Raw genomic sequence first — 20,984 nt, 5'->3', positions numbered from 1 at the left:
TTTAGGTCAAATCATTACAACTATCCCATTAGCCCCAAAGATTTAATTTAGTGGATAGTAGCTCTTTACAGGAAATCATGTTAAAATTTTGTGATTATAATATTTTTAAGTCAAAAAACAATATCCTATTAAATGACTAGTACATCTAGTCCTCCGCTCTTAATATATTTATATCTTTGCCTTCCATAATTCTGTTCATATTTCTCATAGAGCACATTTTACCACACATGGTACAGCTATCTTCATGTTCTGGAGTAGACTCCTTCCTATATCTCCTAGCTTTTTCTTCATCTAAACTTAGGGCAAACATTTCTTCCCAGTCTAGCCTTTGTCTAGCTTCACTCATCTTTAAATCCCATTTTTCTGCTCCTTCTATGCCCTTAGCCAAATCTCCTGCATGAGCCGCTATCTTTGAAGCTATAATTCCTTCCTTCATATCTTCTAATGTAGGTAATCTCAAATGTTCCGCTGGTGTTACATAACATAGGAAATCTACCCCATGACTTGCTGCTATAGCTCCACCTATTGCTGAGGTTATATGATCATATCCTGGTGCTATATCTGTAACTAATGGGCCTAATACGTAGAAGGGTGCTCCATAACAAAGTTTCTTTTCTAAAATAACATTTGCTTCAATTTCATTTAATTTCATATGTCCTGGTCCCTCTATTATTACTTGTACATTTTTATTCCATGCTCTTTTGGTTAGTTCTCCTAGTACCATGAGCTCTGCTATTTGTGGTGCATCTGTTCCGTCTGCTACGCTTCCAGGTCTTAAAGCATCTCCTAGACTTATGGTCATATCATGCTCTTCACATATATCTAACAATTCATCGTAATGTTCATAGAAAGGGTTCTCTTTATTATTTAATTCCATCCATGCATAAAGCAAAGAGCCGCCTCTTGAAACTATATTAGTAATTCTATTATTTTTCTTAAATACTTTAGCTGTATCTCTATTTAGTCCTACATGAATAGTTACAAAATCAACCCCATCTTCTCCATGCTTTCTTACAACATCTAAAAATTCTTTTTCTGTAATATCTTTTAATTCCTTATCATAAAATCCTACTGCATCATATATTGGAACAGTTCCAATCATAGCTGTAGACATGTTTACTAGTTTTTTTCTAAACTCTTTTGTCTTTCCAAAGGAACTTAAATCCATAATTGCTTCAGCCTTCATGTCTATTGCACTTCTTACTTTATCTAATTCTATATCTACATCCGGACAATCTCTAGATATGCCAAGATTAACATTTATCTTAGTCCTTAACCCTCTACCTACACCTTCTGGATCTAAAGATTTATGATTTTTATTTGCTGGGATAACTACATGTCCTTTTGCTATTCTCTCCCTTAGTATTTCTATGTTCATATTTTCTTTTTTACTGACTATTTCCATTTCTTTAGTTATAATTCCTTTTCTTGCAGCATCCATTTGAGTTGTATAGTTCATTTTTATATCCCCCTTGTATGATGTAGTTATAACATTTGATAAAAAAACTAATGAAGTTCTAACAAATATTAAAGCACATCATTATTTTATTATTTTTATTTTAATCTCTTTCATCGCTAGTAATCCTTTACATTCTCTAGAATTTTGTTTATGTTGCTCTTCATTATTCTAGCTATATTTGTTTTTTCACCTCCTTTACAAAAACAAAAAAACTGTATACCAATAAAAGTATACAGCAAAATACAAGTCCTTTAGCTACATCCCTTCGTTGGCATTATCCAAATCAGGTTCTTAGGGTCAGAAATAACATTTCTATCTCAGCCTATTAATATAAGCTCCCCTTATAAATCAATATTTATTTTTTCATCTATACAAAACATATCATATAATCATAATATTTACAACTCATTATTTCAGAGTATGTGCCTAGTTTAATACTATCATCATCATAATACAGTAATCCAAGATTTTTAACAAATCACCTCTACCTCTTATTGTCAATATAAATTCAACCTACTTATAATTCTTTATTTTCAATATTTGCAATAGCTCTTAAAGATTTCATAAGTTTATCGAATTTATTAGGTGTTATAGATTGCTCTCCATCACACTTGGCCTTTGTAGGATTATTGTGAACTTCCATGATAACACCATCTGCCCCTGCAGCTATAGCCGCTTTTGAAAGAGGTTCCACTAGCCACCATAATCCCGAAGCATGACTCGGATCTACTATTACAGGAAGATGACTTAGTCTTTTAAGTATGGGCACGGCACTTAAATCCAAGGTGTTTCTTGTATATTTTTCAAATGTCCTAATGCCTCTTTCACACAAAATTACCTTTTCATTTCCTTCAGAAATAATGTATTCTGCAGACATTAATAGTTCTTCTATAGTTGCAGAAATCCCCCTCTTTAAAAGTATAGGTTTATTGGTTCTTCCCAATTCTTTTAAAAGAGGATAATTTTGCATATTCCTTGCCCCAATTTGAATAATATCCATCTCATCTATAAATCTAGCTAAATATGCTAGAGACATAAGCTCCGTTACAATGGGAAGTCCTGTTTTTTCCCTAGCTATCTTTAATAATTCTAATGCAGGTTCTCCAAGACCCTGAAAACTATAAGGTGAGGTCCTTGGTTTAAAGGCGCCACCTCTTAAAAATGTGGCACCTGATAATTTTACACTCTCCGCTATATTTACTATCTGATCTTCACTTTCTACAGAACAGGGACTAGCTATTATTGTTATCTTATTGCCGCCTATAGTATTTTTCCCTACATTTATAATAGAATCCATAGGATGTGAATCTCTACTTACTTTATTACTACAGCCTTCCATCTTCCTACCCCCTATTCATCTATTGCTTCCCTTAAGCTTTTTACAAATTCAAAAACCCTTCCTTCTATATTCCCTAGTTCTATTCCTTTTTCTATTTCTTTAATAATTGCACTACCAACTATCAATCCATCTGCTAAATCCTTTAGATTTCTTACACTTTTTGCATCTGATATTCCAAAACCAATAGCTAAAGGAATCTTTGAATATCTCCGTACATCCTCCATAAAAGCTTTCAATTCTTCGTCAAAAGTTTCCCTAGTGCCAGTAACTCCTTTAGACGAAATACAATAAATAAAGCCACTGCTGCCTTCCACTATTTCTTTTATTCGATTATTAGAAGTTGGGGCAACTAAAGCTATTAAATCAATAGGATAATCTTTCATCATTTCATTTAATATTTTTCTTTCCTCTAAAGGAAGATCTGGAATAATCAAACCATCTATCCCGCACTCTTTGCATCTATTTAAAAATTCTTCTATTCCATATGAAAAAATCGTATTATAATATATCAAAAAAACTAAAGGAATTTCTGTTTTACATCTTAGATTTAAGACCATTGAAAAAATATAATCTATATTAATTCCCTTACTTAAAGCTCTTATTGAAGCCCGTTGTATAACAGGTCCATCTGCTAAAGGATCTGAATATGGAATACCTAGTTCCATAATATCTGCTCCTGCCTTTTCCATGGTCAAAACTAATTCCATAGTTTTATCTAAGCTAGGGTCTCCTGCTGCAATATAAGTAATTAAGGCCTTTCTTTTCTCTTCTTTAAGTTTATTTAACTTTCTACTTATTCTACTGTCCATTTTTTATTCCCCCTAGTATATTGGATAATGTATCCATATCTTTATCTCCTCTTCCAGATAAATTCAATACAATAATATCATCTTTTTTTGTTTCTTTAGCAAATTTCATTAAATAAGCTATGGCATGAGCACTTTCTAATGCAGGTATAATTCCTTCTACCTTAGTCAAGTATTGAAAAGCTTCTATAGCTTCATCATCATTTATGGCTACATACTTAATTCTGTTAATAGAATGAAAATAAGCATGTTCTGGTCCAATTCCAGGATAGTCAAGCCCTGCGGATATGGAGTAAACTGGCTTTATTTGTCCGTGTTCATCCTGCAGCAAATAAGTCATCATTCCATGTATAATTCCTAGGCGCCCTTTAGAAATAGTAGCTGCATGATATTCTGTATCTATTCCTTTTCCTCCTGCCTCAACTCCATACATCTCTACTTTGTCTTCAATAAATGGATAAAATAAACCCATAGCATTACTACCTCCACCTACACAAGCTATTAAATAATCAGGTAGTCTACCTTCCTTTTCTATAATTTGTTTCTTCACTTCATCCCCTATAATTCTTTGAAAATCTCTTACCATTGTAGGATAAGGGTGAGGTCCTACTACAGATCCAATTACATAAAAGGTATCTTCCGGATTAGCAGCCCAATGTCTAATAGCCTCATTTGTAGCATCCTTCAAGGTTTTTGTACCAGATGTTACAGAGTTTACTTTAGCCCCTAACATCTTCATCTTTAAAACATTTAAGCCTTGTCTTTCTATATCCTCTTGTCCCATAAACACTTCGCAGGGAATATCGAACATAGCACAAATAGTAGCTGTAGCTAGACCATGCTGTCCTGCACCGGTTTCTGCTATTACCTTCTTTTTACCCATTCTCCTTGCAAGAAGAACTTGACCTATTACATTATTTATCTTATGAGCACCCGTATGATTTAAATCCTCTCTCTTTAGATAAATCTTGCCTCCACCTAGCTTTTTAGTTAGATTTTCCGCATAATATAATGGAGTGGGTCTCCCAGAATACTCATTACAATAATACATATATTCCTTTTTGAAATCTTCATTTTCTTTTATCTTAGTAAACGCCTTTTCTAGTTCAATCAATGGATTCATTAAAGTTTCAGGTACAAACTGCCCTCCGAATTGTCCAAACCTTGTATTCATATAAATCAACCCCTTATCTTTTTTATTAATTGTTTTATTTTTTCAAAATCTTTAACTCCATTAGTCTCTACTCCAGAGCTTACATCTACTATAGCAGGCTTAACTATTTCTATTGCTTTTTTTATATTTTCCGGGAATAATCCTCCAGCTAAAACTATAGATTTAGTTTTACCAATGGTTGTAGCTAACTTCCAATTAAACTGTTGTCCTGTCCCTCCTGCCGCTCCTTCTATATAGGTATCCAAAACATATTTACTCACCTTATACTTTTCTAATAGCTCTAAGCTCTTTTCATCTTTAATAAGAAAAGCTTTCCATACTTCTGTTTCAAAATTATTACAATACTCAATGTCTTCATCTCCGTGAAATTGAAGTACGTCAAGATTGCAAAGTCTTTCTATTTCTTTAACTTCTTTTATAGAATGATTTAGAAATACACCAACCTTTTTTATACTTTTATCAAGACCACCTATTAATTGTCTTGCAACATAAGGATCAATCTGCCTTTTACTTTTTGCAAATACAAAACCTATATATTCTGGCTTTAATATATTTGCATAGTCTATATCTTCAGCTCTTCTCAATCCACAAATCTTTATTTCTACCAAATCATTCACCTCTTAATTCTTTTATCTTATCCTTTATAGAAATAGTATTCATAAACGCCTCTCCAATCAGAACCCCATCTACCCCTGCATCTTCTAGATATTTCATATCCTTTCTTTTGGAAATACCACTTTCACTAACAACTACAATATCCTTTGGTAGATGATGTATTAATTTTTCTGTAGTTTCAATATCAACCTTAAATGTATTTAAATTTCTATTGTTAATTCCAATTATATTAGCACTTGTCTCTAGTACCTTTTCTAATTCTTTTAAATTATGGACTTCTACTAGACATTGAAGATTAATGTCTTTGGCTACCTTTTGGAACTCTACTAATTGTTTTTTAGTTAAAAGAGCTCCAATAAGCAAAATAGCATCTGCGCCTAAAAATTTAGACTGATATATTTGATATAAATCAATGATAAAATCCTTTCTTAGAATGGGTACTCTCGTTTCCTTCTTTACTAGGGATAAATACTCACCATTCCCTAAGAAGAACTCCTCTTCAGTCAATACGGAAATTGCATCTATTTTATTTTCATCATAAATCCTACTTATATCCGCAGGATTGAAATCTTCTCTTATAATTCCCTTTGATGGCGATGCCTTTTTTACCTCTCCTATTATGTTTAATCTTCCATTTCTTTTTATAGCCCTTTTAAAATCTCTAGTATCTACATTTGTAATTTGTTTTTTTAAATCTTCAATAGACATAATAGATTTTTCTATTTCTAACCTTTTCCTTCTTGATGACACAATCTTATCTAATATCATTGCTTCATCTCCTGACTAAGATTAATTAATTGATTTAATTTATCTAATGCAAATCCTTTGTCTATCATTTCCCTTGACTTTTCTATTCCTTCACCTAAAGTACTTACTACATTTCCTACATACATAGTTGCACCTGCATTTAACAAAACCATATCGCGCCTAGGACCCTTTTCACCCTTTAACACATCTAATAAAATTCTAGCATTTTCTTTTGGATCTCCCCCTGTTATTTCTTCTAACTTTCCAAATGTTATGCCATAATCCTTTGGATTTAAATAATATTCCTTTATTTTTCCGTCTTTTAATTCTGCTACCTTTGTTTTTGTAGTAATAGTTATCTCATCTAATCCATCCATACCATGTACTACCATCCCCCTTTCTAAACCTAATTCCATTAGCACTCTTATCAATGTAGATGTAAGATCTTCATCAAACACACCTAGCACTTGACCTTTAGGATTTGATGGATTAGTCAATGGACCTAAAACATTAAATATAGTTCTAATTCCTAATTCTCTACGAGAATCTACAGCATGTTTCATAGTTTGATGAAAATTTGGAGCAAATATAAAGCCTATTTGTAACTCATCTATACACCTTTTAACATCCAAAGGTGAAAGATTAATATTAACACCTAAACTTTCAAGTACATCTGCACTACCACATTTGCTTGAAACAGATCTATTTCCATGTTTTACAATAGTCAAAGATGATGCTGCTGCTACAAAAGCTGCTGCTGTTGATATATTAAATGTATTGCTTTTATCCCCACCTGTGCCACAAGTATCTACTGTATATCTATTATTTGTTTCAATTTTTATAGATTTGTCCCTCATAACTTTAACTGCACCAGTGATTTCTTCAAGAGTCTCTCCCTTCATGCGAAGTGCTGTAAGAAAACCTCCTATTTGTGATGGGGTAGCCTTACCTTCCATGATTATACTCATCACCCGAATCATTTCATTTTCAGTTAAATCTTTATAATTTATAACTTTATCTATTGCCAATTGCATACTCTACACTCCTTTTCTAATACATTCCATAAGGGCTCTTGCTTTGTTTAAAGTTTCCTCGTATTCACTTTCAGGATTTGAATCTTCAACAATTCCTGCACCTGCTTGTATATATGCCATATTATCTTTAAATACTATAGTCCTTATGGCAATACAAGTATCCATACTTCCATTAAATCCTAAGTATCCTATAGCACCTGCATATATCCCTCTTTTTTCATTCTCAAATTCCTCTATAATCTCTAAAGCCCTTACCTTCGGTGCTCCAGATACAGTTCCTGCAGGTGCGCAAATCCTTAAAGCATCATAAGCATTTAAACCTTTTTTCATCTTTCCTACTACATGAGACACAATATGCATTACATGGGAATACTTTTGTATCTTCATAAATTGATCTACCTTAACTGTTCCGTAGCTTTTAAAACATTTTCCATAAAGTTTTCCTTTGTTTCATTGCTTGTATACTTAATTTCTTCAAAAGTTGCTTCGGTATCTTTTTCTAAAGAAACCTTTGTTTCTATTATTTCTTTTTTTATTGATTGTAATTTTATTAAGCCTTGTTCATATATTTCTTTCAACGAGTTTTCTATTTTTACATTTGTGACAATCTTTATCTTTTGCTTCAAATGGTCATAGATAATAATATCTTTAGTTATTAAAAGATGTAAATCCGGAGTTCTTATGCTGTCCTTATTTATGTTTTCTATTCCACAGATATTTTTTATTAAATCATAACCAATAAATCCTACTGCGCCACCTATAAAATTATCCATACCTTCTATTGAAACCATCTTATATTCATCCATAATTTCTTGTAATATAAGAAGAGCATCACCCCTTCTATTTATTATTTCATCATCTTTAATTATTGTAATGTTATGGTCATAAGCTATGATTTCTATAAAAGGATTTCTGCCTATATAAGAGTATCTTCCCCACCTGCTTCCTCCTTCAACACCTTCCAATAGAAATGCCTTCTTTTCTTTGCATAGCTTGTTAAATAAAGAAATAGGAGTTTCAATATCTCCATCTATCTCTAATGAAATAGAAACCATTTTTCCTTCTTTACTTAATCTTTTGAATTCTTCATAATCTGGATACATACTCTAATACCCCCCTTTTTTAAGTACAAAAAAAGCACCTCATCCTCAATATAAGGACGAAATGCTTAACATTCCGTGTTGCCACCTTGTTTAGATAGTAATCTACATTTGTAACAAAAAAAACATTCCAATCCTAATCTAGGACGAAATGTTATAATCGCTTTGCCACCTAATATAGATAGTTTCCTATCTCACTCTTAAGGTACGGAAATACTAATATCTCGATACCCCGTCTTTATAACGTAAGACACTCGGCTAGTGGTACTCTCCTAAGATTTAACACCGCTTCTCATGGAACCATTCAACAACCTTTCCGTATCAGGATTCCACCGTCCCCGACTCTCTAAACCTTCAAGAATTGCTTACTTTTCCCAATCAATGAATTTACTAACTATGTTTTCATAATCATAATATACAAATATATTCTTGTCAATAGTTTTCATTCGACTTTTTTCATTCTTTAAATGTTATCAATATGAAGTGGTTCTATTGTTTTTGGAGCGGTAAATAAACACAGTGGATACAAGTACACCAAAGGCAATGCCAAATGTTGTCTTGATCGTCTGTAAACCATATTCACCTATCATACCTATATTTCCTTGTACAATGCCGCTCATTGTGTAGTACAAAGCTCCCCCTGGCAATAATGGCACAAGAGATGGCAACATAAAAACTGTGGAAGGTGCTTTCAAAATTCTTGCTATAACCTCTGAATATATGCTTACAACAATAGCTGAAATCATATTGCAAATAAAAATGTTATATGTATAATGGTAGCATAAAAGATACACAACCCAGGCAATGAAACCACCAAATGTAACAACCAATAGTCTCTTCTTTTTTACACGAAAATATAACCCAAATCCTATAGTTCCTATTATAGCTGATATAATTTGTACTATTTCTGATTGTGTCATAAAATCCCTCCTAAAGTAACTAGCGCAATTGCAAACCCACCTGCAATGGAAAGAGCTATAAGAATAGCTTCTGTCAGCTGTATCATACCTGCAATAGTGTCTCCCAAAAATATAGCTCTCAAAGAATTAACTAATACTAGTGCAGGAATTAAGAGCATAATATCTCCAATCATAATCTTATCTACATGTACACCAATTCCTATCTTAACAAAAAGTATTGCAATAATCCCCATGACAATAGACACAAATACTGTATACACAATACGATTAACATCTGGTTTTTTTATAAATGTATCAAAAAGAAACATTAAAAATGCAATAATACAAGAAGCAACGGCATCCCATCCATTTCCACCAAAGAAAACTGTAAATCCTCCTGCTGCACAAAGATATCCTATGCAAAGATCCCATTGGATATGCTTATTTTGTTTTTTTGGAGATTTAATTTTTAAAAGTTCCTTCTTAACTTCATCTGTAGAAATCTTGTTTTTACAAATATATCTAGACAAAGCATTAGCATCTTCAATTTTAGAAAGATTTGTTCCATATATTTTTACTCTTCTTATCTGCGTTGCTACTCTTCCATCATTACATTTTGCCGAAGCTATAATCAATGAGGTAATTGCAAACACTTTTACATTTTCCAACTGATATGCATTACAAATTCTTGTAATAGAATCCTCAACTCTTCTTATTTCAGCACCACATGACAGCATTATTTCTCCAAGGTCAAGAGCCAATTCCAAAATTTCCTCTTCATATATCACTTTATCCATATAAACCTCACTATATATTTTTATCAAACCTTATACATGTACACATATAATGTTATTATAAAAATCTTTTTCATTAGTTAAATTGTACCATGAGATTTCTGAAATGGTCAATGAAAATTAACGTGATTAACCTAGTGAAATCAACTATTTAGTGCCTCTTTTGAGGTAGTTTAGTATTCAATCATAAAGATATAACTTCATCTAGATTCTTTTTTGTCTCCTCTGTTAATTGATGAGTTATCATAATTACTGTGAGTTTTGGATCTTCCAGGACCTTATTGACAATCCATCCTCTAAGTTTGTGGTAGACTTAGCAATTTGTATATTCATTTTATCTATACAGTTTTCTGATAAAAACACTCCAAATCCTAACATGATATTCTTAATTTTACTAGTAAAGATACCACTCTCATGGCTATAATCCTCTGCTACATTTTGCATACGAGGTGCTAGGTATTTAGGAGTAATCATGGTTACTAGTAAGCTCACTGGAAAAATAATAATAAATGACCAATGAATCATTGTGGCTCCAATAAGCGATGCTATCACTGAAATTATCTGATTAAGCATCATATAAAAAGGTTTTACTCCATTATTCAATACATAATCTACGTCCTGAGTTAACCAAGCTACATACATCCCACTATCTTTTGAATTATATTCTTCATAATCATATTCCATAAACTTTTTCGCAATATCAGCTCTTAAATCTATGCCAATAGCTTTAACCATTTTTGATTCATAAAATTCGACATTTTATAATGTTATTATTTCAAATAAGTATACTAAAAGGGTGCGCTAAATACTAACTTTTATAGTTAGTATAAAACGCACCCTTTGTTTTTTATAAAAATAAATTCATGGATATATAAGTGTTTACAATGTATCTATAAGGTGAAGTATTTCCACATTTTCAGGAATGTCCTTCATAGAGCTTCCGTAGTGTACATATCTTAGTATCCCATTTTTATCTATTACCATCTGTGCAGGCATTCGGCCTAGCTTAAGTAAGTTTACTTTCTGCTCATATAGGTCTAGCACAGAATGCTTTTCATCTGGAATACCATAAAATTCAAGACCGTTTTCTTCAAAGTATGCTTTAAAAGCCTTTGCATTTTCAGGTCCTAGTACAACTATTTCAGTGTCTCTTTTTATAAACTCATTGTAATCTTGATGCAACTGCATCATATGCTTTTTGCAAAAAGGTCAAGCAAAACCTCTATTAAATACCACCAATACATTTTTCATTTTTCTAAAATTAGAAAGCTTAATTTTATTTCCTTTAAAATCATAAATTTCAAAATCTGGTGCTTCTTTATTTAATTCTATACTAGCCATTTTGCCATCTCCTCACTTTATCTTAATATACATTTAAATTAACTAAAGTTCTATAAATTATTTAACTTTTTAATAAATCATAATGTTTTATTCTCTAGTCCAAGAGAATACATACTCCATATTCTCTGGCAATTTTAATTCTGGTTCACATGTTATATCAAAAGAACCTTTAAGTCCTTTTTCTTTAACCGCATGATCAAAGTGTGCTGCTGCAATGCCTATATCAACTCTTTGAATATCATATTGAAATCTATCACTGTATCCTGGTTCTTTATATTCATAAAAGTGACATGAATTATCTTTTAATAGAATTCTCCAAGGTTGCTTATTTGATGCCGATGGTGCCAAACGAACCATTTCTAGAGGAAATTCTAAGTCTTTAGCCTCTTCTTTGGTAAGAGTTGAATTAAAGTCATCTTTATAAAATAACATATCCCATTCTTTACGCTGGTCTGCTGAAATTGTTTTTCTCATCATAATTTCTTTCAAATGTTTCTTCGTAGCAGCATAACCATAGGGTGTTATGATTGGAAATATTTCATCTTCTCCTATATTCATTGCTTTTGCAAATCCTTTACGATTAAATGTTCCACCTAACCAACAAGTCCCAATGCCAAGATGAGCTAAATAAAGAATCACAGATTCAAGTTCATACCCTAGTGCTTCTAATGCCATTGGCTCTAATTTTATAGTAGTTCCAATATATTGCCTTGCTCCCTTAATGACACCATAAGTTCCAAGTGCCTTTCCACTTTCCATTCCTTTGTTATCAAGATAATGAAAATTCACCTTCTTTCCAAAAGGATTATCCAAAGAATTTACAAATGATTCTATTTGGATCTTTTTATCTGCTTCAATTTCTTTCTCATCATAGTTTCTTACGCTATATCTCTTTATTACTGCCTTTTCTAACGGAAAATCAATATTCACTTATATTTCCCCTTTCTAACAATAAACAATTTCTGATTCTAATATTTATTTTGTAATATCTTTTGAAAGCTTTTTTATATTATCTGTTTTTATAAACTTCTACCTTGTGTTACAATAATAACACTACATTATGTTTAATATAAGTACTATCATTAAAGATAGTGTCCTTAACAATATTAACTACATAAAATAGCTATTAGGAGATGGCTTATAATGAATAAAAAGTATGAAGAAGAATGTAAAACTTGTGAAATAGATTGTAATACAAAAAGTGAATTATGTTCCTTTTGCCTGGCTCAAAAAATCATAAAAGGAAAATGGAAAATGCTGATCTTTTGGCATTTGCAAAAAGGTAACGTCAGATTTAATGAATTGAATAGGCTTATACCAACTACGCCCACTACACTTTCTAGACAATTAAAAGAATTAGAAAATGATGATGTCATAGAACGAAAAGTCTATAATGAAATTCCACCTAAAGTAGAGTACTCTTTATCTCCTATAGGTAAAGAATTTACAACCGTTATGGAAAGTATGAAACAATGGGGAAATTCTTACATTCATAATCTTAATATTAAAAACTAATTTTTATCCTGCTGGAAGATTCTAATTCATTACCTTTGTTTTATCTACTTATAAAATAACTATATCTAATTATAATAGTATCACTAAATATAGTACACATTTTTTATATAAAAGTAACAAAGTTTCGCTACTTTTAATGTTAAAAAGTGTATTATAAAACTATAATTATTATGTTATAGTGTATATAATATATAGGCTTTCAGTATTAGAAGAGAGCAATATATAATAGATCAAGTGATTCTTAGACTCAGGTGGAGTTTGCTTATAAGGAATACATCTCTCCATCAAAGGCTAGAAGAACTTATCCAGGGGCGTAGCAGCCGTCATCCCCCACCTTGAAGAGGATATGGGTATTACGGATGGTAGCCATGGGATAAAATCACAAGCTTTAAATGTAACTATTTAGAGCTAAATCTAGGAGGAATACCATGTTTTATCCAATAAAAAACACGAAGGTTTATGAGCAAGTAATCGAGCAAATAAAGCAAATGGTTGATGACGGTACTCTAAAAAAAGGAGATAAGCTCCCTTCTGAACGTGATTTAGTTGAACAATTAAATGTAAGTAGAGCTTCAATTCGCGAAGCACTTAAGGCATTAGAAGTCATTGGATTAATAGATTGCAAGCAAGGTGAAGGTAATTATATAAAAACAAGCTTTGAAGATAATTTATTTGAGCCCTTATCAATTATGTTTATGTTAGAGGAAAGTGACCCTGAATCAATTTGGGAGCTTAGAAAAATCATGGAAGTGGAGGCAGCAGGCCTTGCTTCAAAGAGAATAAATAATAAGGATTTAAAAGAGCTAAAGGAACTTACTGAAAGATTCTTAGACCTTGATAATGAAGAAATCCATGCTGAAATTGATAAAAAGTTTCATTATAAAATTGCAAAATGCTGTGGTAATATTTTAATATATAATATCCTTAAAACACTTTCAAATCTTGTAGATCACTTTATTAAAGATATAAGAAAATCTATACTAGTTGATAAAGGAAATAAAGAAATACTTTTTTCTCAGCACCATAATATATATTTATCCATGGAAAGCCATGATTCAAAGGCCGCTCGAAAAGCAATGCGTGAACATTTTGATTTTGCAAATAAATATATGAATAAGTGAAAAAATAAAAATATATATAGCTTTATAGAAATCCAAAAATGACAGTATGTCAAGTATTACTGTCATTTTTATTTTTTAAATACTGTAAATCTCAATGTTAACTATTTAACTATTATATAAAACTTTTTAATATTATGGTAATATTATTTTGTGTGGTGGTCAGACCATCATACCGTTTAATTGTTTTTTTGCTTTTTTACAAAAAGATTGGAGGAATATATATGGAAATTTTAGTTTGTATAAAACAAGTTCCAGGAACTTCGAAGGTGGAAGTAGATCCTGTTACAGGTGTTTTAAAAAGAGATGGTGTAGATTCCAAAATGAATCCTTATGATTTATACGCCTTAGAAACTGCACTTAAGATTAAAGAAGAAAAAGGTGGTTTAATTAAGGTTATAAGTATGGGGCCACCTCAAGCAAAAGATGTTATAAAGGAAGCATATATGATGGGTGCAGATGAAGGCGCATTGGTTACTGATAGAAAGTTTGCAGGAGCAGATGTGCTTGCTACCTCTTATACAATTTCACAGGGTGTGAAGAAAATGGGTACATTTGATATTATATTATGCGGAAAACAAACAACAGATGGTGATACCGCTCAGGTAGGACCAGAAATGGCTGAATATCTTCAAATTCCCCATATTGCAAACGTTTTGAAAATAATAGAGGTAAAAGAAAAGTCTATTATCGTAGAAATGGATATGTCAAATACAGTTGAAATAGCTGAAGTTCAATTCCCTTGCCTTTTAACTGTAGAAAAAGATATATTTCAGCCAAGACTTCCCTCTTATAGGAAAAAAATAGCTACAAAAGATAGAGAAATAAAAATTATAACATTAAATGATTTTGAAGATAAAGATGAAAATAAATATGGACTTAATGGCTCACCAACACAGGTTGAAAGAATATTTCCACCAGATATAAATAATAATAGAGAAAACTGGATAGGTAATAGTACAGAGCTTAGTTTTAAAATAGCTAGAAAACTTAAAGAGTTAAAGTTTATATAAAGAAGGGTGGAATTCTCATGAGTAAGCTAATTTGTAATCAAGAAAAAGTAAATGACTCAAATGCTATAGAGTTAACAAAGATTTGCCCTTTTGGTGCAATTCAATACATAGAAGGTAAAATTGAAGTTAGTGCAGCCTGTAAAATGTGTAGGATTTGCGTTAAAAAAGGTCCTACTGGAGTAATGGAGTTTGTTGAAACAGAATCTTTAAAGGTGGACAAGAGTTTGTGGCGTGGTATAGGCGTATATGTAGATCATGTGGAAGGAGAAATACACCCTGTAACAATGGAACTCATAGGAAAAGCTAAAGAGCTTGCCTCTGTCGTCAATTTTCCAGTATACTGTGTATTTATTGGCTACAATATAAAGCAGAAGGCAAAAGAATTACTTCATTATGGTGTGGATGAAGTTTTTGTATACGACTACGAAGAGCTTAAGGATTTTAGGATAGAGCCTTATACTGCTGCCTTTGAAGACTTTATTAATAATATAAAACCATCTTCATTACTAATTGGAGCTACAACTGTTGGTAGATCCCTTGCACCAAGAATCGCTGCAAGATTTAAAACAGGCCTTACAGCAGACTGCACAATACTTGAAATGAAAGAAAATACAGATCTTGTACAGATAAGACCTGCCTTTGGTGGTAATATTATGGCACAAATTATATGTCCAAATAATAGACCTCAAATGTCAACTGTAAGATATAAGGTTATGAATGCCCCTAAAAGGCAATCTGATTCAAAAGGTAAAATCACCTTATGTGAAATAGACAAATCAAAACTTACATCAAATATTGAGGTATTAAACATTACAAAAAAAGAAGTTGAAGGAGATATTTCTGATGCAGAAATAATAGTTGCAGTTGGTAGGGCCCTAAAATCAGAAAAAGATATGGCTATGATTGAAGAGCTAGCAAGTCTTCTTAATGCTAAAGTAGCTGGAACAAGATCATTAGTTGAAGAAGGATGGATAGATGCTAAAAAGCAAATTGGTCTTTCTGGTAGAACCGTTAAACCAAAGCTTATAATAGCCCTTGGAATTTCTGGTGCAGTTCAATTTACAGCTGGAATGAATAGTTCCGAGTGTATATTTGCAATAAATAAAGATGAAAATGCTTCTATATTCAATATATCTCATTATGGAATAGTTGGAGATATTTATGAAATAGTTCCTAAGTTAATTTCAGATATTAAAAACTCAATAGCTTAGTATTTAAAATCAAGGAGGTTTTTTTATGGATTATAAAAAGGTTGATGCTAAGGATATAGAATTTTTAGTATCTATATTAGATGAAAATAGAGTATTTAAAGGTGACTCAATAAATAATGATTTCAGCCATGATGAGATGGGTGGAATCAGCCACATGCCAGAGGTACTAGTGGAAGCTTTTTCTACTAAAGAAGTGTCAAGTATTATGAAATATGCCTATGAAAACATGATCCCTGTTGTGGTAAGAGGTTCTGGAACAGGACTAGTTGGAGCATCAGTACCAATTTACGGTGGCATTATGATAAGTATGTCCAAAATGAACAAAATACTTGAAATTGATGAAGAAAACTTAGCCCTAACCCTTGAGCCCGGTGTACTTTTAATGGAAATAAGCAAATACGTTGAAGAATTTGATTTGTTTTATCCTCCAGATCCAGGAGAAAAATCTGCTACAATCGGAGGTAATATAAATACAAATGCAGGTGGAATGAGGGCTGTTAAGTATGGCGTTACTAGAGATTATATAAGAGGTCTTGAAATAGTGCTCCCAAATGGAGAAATACTTAACCTAGGAGGAAAAGTAGTTAAAAATTCTTCTGGATACAGCATAAAAGACTTAATTTGTGGTTCTGAAGGAACTTTAGGTATAGTTACAAAAGTTATCTTAAAACTTATACCACTACCTAAAAAAGCTATATCTTTGTTAATACCCTTTCCAAATCTTGATATGGCAATAGGTACAGTTCCCAAAATAGTTAAATCAAAATCTGCACCAACTGCTATAGAGTTTATGCAAAGAGAAGTTATCCTTGCTGCTGAAGAATTCCTCTTGAAAAAGTTCCCTGATAATTCTTCTGATGCATATCTTTTATTAACCTTTGACGGTAATAGCACCGAAGATATAGAAAAGGCCTATGAAAATGTAGCTAACATTTGCCTTAATGAAGGCGCTTTAGATGTATTTATAATTGATACAGATGAAAGAAAAGATGCTGTGTGGTCTGCAAGAGGAGCTTTCCTTGAAGCTGTTAAAGCATCCACAACTGATATGGATGAATGTGACGTTGTTGTCCCAAGAAACAAAGTTGCTGAATTCATTAAGTATACAAGTAAACTTCAAGAACAATTTGATGTAAGAATAAGAAGTTTTGGACATGCTGGTGATGGTAACTTACATGTTTATGTATTAAAAGATGATCTTACAGATGACGCATGGAAAGATAAGATAGAAGAAGTATTTGAAGCCATGTATAAAAAGTCCAGAGAACTAAAAGGCTTAGTGTCTGGAGAGCATGGAATTGGTTTTGCTAAGAAAACATATATGCTTCAGCAGTACGGCTACGAATATGTTAACCTTATGAAAAATATAAAATTAGCCTTTGATCCTAAAAATATATTAAATCCAGGAAAGGTTTGTGAGTAAATAAGCTAAAAGTAATTAAATCTTCAACGAAGCTATCACATGACACAGATAGCTGCCCCTCACTTGCTTTATTATCATGATATATCATACACAGCCATATCAATATATCAAGAAATTTATTAGCATTAAGTTTTTTGATAATTCCTGTGATATAATCTATTTAGAGTAATATATAAAGATGAGCAAGTTGTGGATCATCTTTATATATATTTGCAGTGATTAAATGAATTTGTCATGCTCTCAGTTCAAAGTTTTTTTGATTTTTACTCATGGCTATAATAATATCAAAAGGAGTGATTATCTTATGCCAAAAGACCGAAATAACAAGGTAAGTTGCAATAATTACGAATGTGAAATTGAAATATTTTTAGAAATAGTCGGTGGTAAATGGAAGTCATTAATTATTTGGGAAATACATAATAATGAAATTATCCGATATAATGAATTACGAAGAATTTTGCCCAACATTACTCAAAAAATGCTGACACAGCAGTTAAGATCTCTTGAAAATAATGGTATTATTGACAAAAAGGTGTATAATATAACTCCTCCGAAAGTAGAATATTTTTTGACAGAACTCGGAAATGCGTTAATTCCTATAATGGATCAAATGGATAAATGGGGTAAAAATTATATTGTCAAATACGAAAGCGACGAGCTTAATTAAATATTCTATTTAGAGCAAAAGATGCAAAGGCAAAATAGCTTGAACAAAATTAAAGCTAGCGCTTTTAAGCGCTAGCTAGTAACAGAGACTTAAGCCTTTAAGGAAGCCACCCATTTGACAGATGGTCCTCATTTGCATTTTGATTTATTTTCCGTAATATGCAAAAGTGTATAATTCCTTCATCTCTTCAACAGATATTTCTCTTGGATTAGTACCAGTACAAGGGTCTTGAACTGCTATCTCAGCAATAGAATCAAGATTACTCAAGAAAGTAGCTTCTTCAATTCCGTAATCTTTCAATGTAGCTGGTATATTAAGAGCAATATTCATTTCCTGAACCTTTTTAATCAAAGAGTTTACTAATGCTTCTTCAGTATCTCCTGCAAGATTAAGACGTTTTGCTATCTCAACGTATTTTTTTGGTGCTGTTTTAGCATTAAATCTAATTACGTAAGGTAAATAAATAGCATTTATACATCCGTGAGGTATATCGAAAATAACACCTGATTTATGAGCCATGCTATGAACAATACCTAAAATTGCATTAGAAAACGCCATTCCTGCCAAGTTCTGTGCAATGTGCATATTTCCTCTTGCCTCAGGATTTTCATGGTAAGAATCAATCAAATCTTCACCAACCATTTCAATTGCCTTTATAGCAACTGCATCTGTTATAGGGTTTGAAGCTGTTGAAACATATGCTTCAATTGCGTGTGTTAATACATCCATACCAGTATGTGCAACCAATGTAGTAGGCAATGTCTGCACTAATTCTGTATCAACAATTGCAATATCCGGAGTTAAATTGTAGTCAGCAATAGGGTATTTAATTCCTGTTTCATTATCTGTAATAACAGAGAATGATGTTACTTCTGTTGCTGTACCGCTTGTTGTTGTTACCGCTAAAAATCTTGCTTTATTTCTAAGTTCAGGTAAACTAAAAGGTTTAGCCGCTTCTTCAAATGTTAATTCTGGATGTTCATAGAAGATCCACATTGCTTTTGCTGCATCAATCGGAGAACCGCCACCAATACCTATAATCCAATCAGGTTGAAATTCCTGCATGATTTTAGTACCTTTTTTAACTGTTTGAACAGATGGATCATGCTCAACACCTTCAAATAACCTTGTTTCTATATTTGCTTCTTTCAAATTAGCCATTACCTTATCAAGTGCGCCATTCTTTTTAACAGAATTACCACCTATAACAACCATAGCCTTTTTGCCTTTTAAATTTTTTATTTCATCTACCGCATCTTTACCGAAGTAGACATCTCTTGGAATCGTAAATCTCATACTTTTTCTCCTTTAAAATCTTATATTTTTGTTTTGAAAACTTGTTTGTTTTCTGTTGACTATTGAAGTATATTGCATATTGAATTACTCTGCAAGAAGGCACTTTTTGGTATGACACGCACCAAAAGGTATGATTTTAGGATGATGGCTTAAATTTATAGTTCAAATTAGTACACATAATTCTTGATTCATTATCTGCTTTAGAGTTTCCATTAGCTTTTTAATATTATTTTATAAAACCTTAATTTTTTATTTCAATTTTGGGTTCGTGGATGTATCACATACTAAACCATAACTATATTGTAAATAAATTTAAATATAAAACAAAATACAAGTAATTGTTTACATATGCATTTTGATGTATTAATATATATCTAAATGAAAATAATGGTAGGAGGAATTTATGAGAAAGATTAAAGCACTAATAAGATATAACTTTTTAAATTTGCACAGAATTTTTATCATAATTATAATGATGCTATTATTCCTATTTGGTATCCAGCAACAGTTATGGGCTTCAAGAATATCTGGTGCATTTCACATAAATCTTATTACATTTTTAAAGACCTCTTGGCTACCAATCAATTTAATATACATACCAATTTTGATAATAAATGAAATAATAAGTAGTAGTGATCAGGAGATATTTCATGTACTTAATATTTCTAAAAAGGAAAGATTTTTAGGCAAGTTTTTCACAAGCGCAGTTATAAATTTAGCTATAATAATAGTTAATGTTGTAATATTAGTTGTAGTTGCAATTATAGCAAAAGCACCCCTTAAATATTCATTGTATCTCATTTCCATGTTTTTATTAAATATATTTACTGGACTTTTTTGTTCTAGTGCCATTGGTCTATTAATTGGTGAAACAATATCAAAATTCAGATATAGGGTTCTTTCTTATGTACTAATAATTTTGTTTTTTCTAGGTACAAATAATTTCTTTAAAGAGCCTAATATACTTACGCCAATTATGAAATTCGATCCATTATCAAGCACCTTTGAGTTATTTTCTTTAGATAAACTAACGCTTTATCATTTTATGATTTGGAACTTAATAGGCTTACTCGCAATGTATTTAATATATAACATTAAAGATTTACAATTTTTGAAGTTTAGAAATAAAATAATATTATGCTTTTTAGTAGTTTCTATTTTGTCTTGCCTCTTTGTAGGTTCAAAGTATAATCCTCAAAGTTATTTTATTCTAAAAGACAATATTAATGAAAACTACGAGAAAGAGTCTAAGCTAAGTGAAGGATTTACAATTGAAAGTTATAATATGAAGTTACAGTTAAAAGATAGAGTTTCTAATGACTGTAATATGGAAATTACAATTAATAATAAAAACTTAAATAAATTAACTTTAAGCTTATACCACACTTTGAAGGTATCAAGTATAAATGTAAATGAAAAAGAGGTTGAATTCT

General features: G+C 31.6%; 20 protein-coding genes, 3 pseudogenes and 1 riboswitch. Of the genes and pseudogenes, 7 read left to right on the top strand and 16 right to left on the bottom strand.

Going from position 1 to position 20,984, the window contains the following annotated elements; all coding sequences use genetic code 11:
* Positions 1-145 precede the first annotated feature (145 nt).
* The 15 genes and pseudogenes from thiC to BD821_RS00045 all read right to left on the bottom strand — a co-directional run bounded on the left by thiC (position 146) and on the right by BD821_RS00045 (position 12,238).
* Positions 146-1,459: a phosphomethylpyrimidine synthase ThiC gene (gene thiC, locus BD821_RS00110; protein ID WP_104408782.1), complete on the bottom strand. Its 1,314-nt coding sequence runs from the start codon at positions 1,457-1,459 to the stop codon at positions 146-148.
* A 243-nt stretch (positions 1,460-1,702) separates the two neighbouring features.
* Positions 1,703-1,811, bottom strand: a riboswitch (TPP riboswitch).
* Positions 1,812-1,976: 165 nt separating this feature from the next.
* Positions 1,977-2,798 (bottom strand): 3-deoxy-7-phosphoheptulonate synthase, encoded by an 822-nt coding sequence (gene aroF, locus BD821_RS00105; protein ID WP_104408781.1) that lies wholly within the window; start codon positions 2,796-2,798, stop codon positions 1,977-1,979.
* An 11-nt stretch (positions 2,799-2,809) separates the two neighbouring features.
* A complete protein-coding gene (gene trpA, locus BD821_RS00100) occupies positions 2,810-3,607 on the bottom strand; it encodes a tryptophan synthase subunit alpha (protein ID WP_104408780.1) in 798 nt (265 codons plus the stop codon).
* Positions 3,597-4,778, bottom strand: a complete 1,182-nt coding sequence (gene trpB, locus BD821_RS00095; RefSeq protein ID WP_029450705.1) for a tryptophan synthase subunit beta — start codon at positions 4,776-4,778, stop codon at positions 3,597-3,599. The genes trpA and trpB overlap by 11 nt, the downstream gene beginning before the upstream one ends.
* Positions 4,779-4,783: 5 nt before the next feature.
* Positions 4,784-5,386 (bottom strand): phosphoribosylanthranilate isomerase, encoded by a 603-nt coding sequence (locus BD821_RS00090; RefSeq protein ID WP_104408779.1) that lies wholly within the window; start codon positions 5,384-5,386, stop codon positions 4,784-4,786.
* 1 nt (position 5,387) lies between these two features.
* Positions 5,388-6,161, bottom strand: a complete 774-nt coding sequence (trpC, locus tag BD821_RS00085; protein ID WP_104408778.1) for an indole-3-glycerol phosphate synthase TrpC — start codon at positions 6,159-6,161, stop codon at positions 5,388-5,390.
* A complete protein-coding gene (gene trpD, locus BD821_RS00080; protein ID WP_029450708.1) occupies positions 6,158-7,174 on the bottom strand; it encodes an anthranilate phosphoribosyltransferase in 1,017 nt (338 codons plus the stop codon). Before trpD ends, trpC begins: the two co-directional genes overlap by 4 nt.
* A gap of 3 nt (positions 7,175-7,177) precedes the next feature.
* Positions 7,178-7,588: pseudogene (locus tag BD821_RS00075) on the bottom strand (chorismate-binding protein); the annotation flags it as partial.
* Entirely contained in the window at positions 7,570-8,229 is a 660-nt protein-coding gene (locus BD821_RS00070) for a hypothetical protein (protein WP_423236754.1), read from the bottom strand. The pseudogene BD821_RS00075 and the gene BD821_RS00070, both read right to left, overlap by 19 nt.
* Before the next feature lie 518 nt (positions 8,230-8,747).
* Positions 8,748-9,194: a threonine/serine exporter family protein gene (locus tag BD821_RS00065; protein WP_029450710.1), complete on the bottom strand. Its 447-nt coding sequence runs from the start codon at positions 9,192-9,194 to the stop codon at positions 8,748-8,750.
* Positions 9,191-9,970: a threonine/serine exporter family protein gene (locus tag BD821_RS00060; protein ID WP_104408775.1), complete on the bottom strand. Its 780-nt coding sequence runs from the start codon at positions 9,968-9,970 to the stop codon at positions 9,191-9,193. The genes BD821_RS00065 and BD821_RS00060 overlap by 4 nt, the downstream gene beginning before the upstream one ends.
* Before the next feature lie 246 nt (positions 9,971-10,216).
* Positions 10,217-10,702, bottom strand: a complete 486-nt coding sequence (locus tag BD821_RS00055; RefSeq protein ID WP_104408774.1) for an ABC transporter ATP-binding protein/permease — start codon at positions 10,700-10,702, stop codon at positions 10,217-10,219.
* A gap of 144 nt (positions 10,703-10,846) precedes the next feature.
* Positions 10,847-11,164: pseudogene (locus BD821_RS00050) on the bottom strand (peroxiredoxin family protein); the annotation flags it as partial.
* A 12-nt stretch (positions 11,165-11,176) separates the two neighbouring features.
* Positions 11,177-11,308: a thioredoxin domain-containing protein gene (locus BD821_RS13895; protein WP_278335129.1), complete on the bottom strand. Its 132-nt coding sequence runs from the start codon at positions 11,306-11,308 to the stop codon at positions 11,177-11,179.
* 87 nt (positions 11,309-11,395) lie between these two features.
* The gene (locus tag BD821_RS00045; RefSeq protein WP_104408772.1) at positions 11,396-12,238 is read right to left on the bottom strand and encodes a nitroreductase family protein; all 843 of its coding nucleotides are present in this window, start codon (positions 12,236-12,238) and stop codon (positions 11,396-11,398) included.
* Positions 12,239-12,451: 213 nt separating this feature from the next.
* On the opposite strand from BD821_RS00045, the gene BD821_RS00040 reads away from it, so the two are divergent.
* From BD821_RS00040 to BD821_RS00015, 6 genes are all read left to right on the top strand, one after another.
* Positions 12,452-12,823: a winged helix-turn-helix transcriptional regulator gene (locus BD821_RS00040; protein WP_104408771.1), complete on the top strand. Its 372-nt coding sequence runs from the start codon at positions 12,452-12,454 to the stop codon at positions 12,821-12,823.
* A gap of 428 nt (positions 12,824-13,251) precedes the next feature.
* Positions 13,252-13,944, top strand: a complete 693-nt coding sequence (locus BD821_RS00035) for a FadR/GntR family transcriptional regulator (protein ID WP_104408770.1) — start codon at positions 13,252-13,254, stop codon at positions 13,942-13,944.
* Positions 13,945-14,165: 221 nt separating this feature from the next.
* Positions 14,166-14,954 (top strand): electron transfer flavoprotein subunit beta/FixA family protein, encoded by a 789-nt coding sequence (locus BD821_RS00030; protein ID WP_104408769.1) that lies wholly within the window; start codon positions 14,166-14,168, stop codon positions 14,952-14,954.
* 17 nt (positions 14,955-14,971) lie between these two features.
* Positions 14,972-16,165, top strand: a complete 1,194-nt coding sequence (locus tag BD821_RS00025) for an electron transfer flavoprotein subunit alpha/FixB family protein (protein ID WP_104408768.1) — start codon at positions 14,972-14,974, stop codon at positions 16,163-16,165.
* 25 nt (positions 16,166-16,190) lie between these two features.
* Complete coding sequence (locus tag BD821_RS00020) at positions 16,191-17,588, top strand: FAD-binding oxidoreductase (RefSeq protein ID WP_029450718.1); 1,398 nt, start codon at positions 16,191-16,193, stop codon at positions 17,586-17,588.
* Positions 17,589-17,892: 304 nt separating this feature from the next.
* The gene (locus BD821_RS00015; RefSeq protein ID WP_104408767.1) at positions 17,893-18,255 is read left to right on the top strand and encodes a winged helix-turn-helix transcriptional regulator; all 363 of its coding nucleotides are present in this window, start codon (positions 17,893-17,895) and stop codon (positions 18,253-18,255) included.
* 144 nt (positions 18,256-18,399) lie between these two features.
* Here BD821_RS00015 and BD821_RS00010 read toward each other — a convergent pair whose 3' ends face one another.
* A complete protein-coding gene (locus BD821_RS00010; RefSeq protein WP_104408766.1) occupies positions 18,400-19,551 on the bottom strand; it encodes an iron-containing alcohol dehydrogenase in 1,152 nt (383 codons plus the stop codon).
* A 403-nt stretch (positions 19,552-19,954) separates the two neighbouring features.
* On the opposite strand from BD821_RS00010, the pseudogene BD821_RS00005 reads away from it, so the two are divergent.
* Positions 19,955-20,984, top strand: a pseudogene (locus tag BD821_RS00005) (hypothetical protein); the annotation flags it as partial.

The organism is Clostridium algidicarnis DSM 15099, from assembly GCF_002934235.1.
Lineage (GTDB): Bacteria > Bacillota > Clostridia > Clostridiales > Clostridiaceae > Clostridium_L > Clostridium_L algidicarnis.
This window is presented reverse-complemented; position numbering and strand designations above follow the sequence as displayed.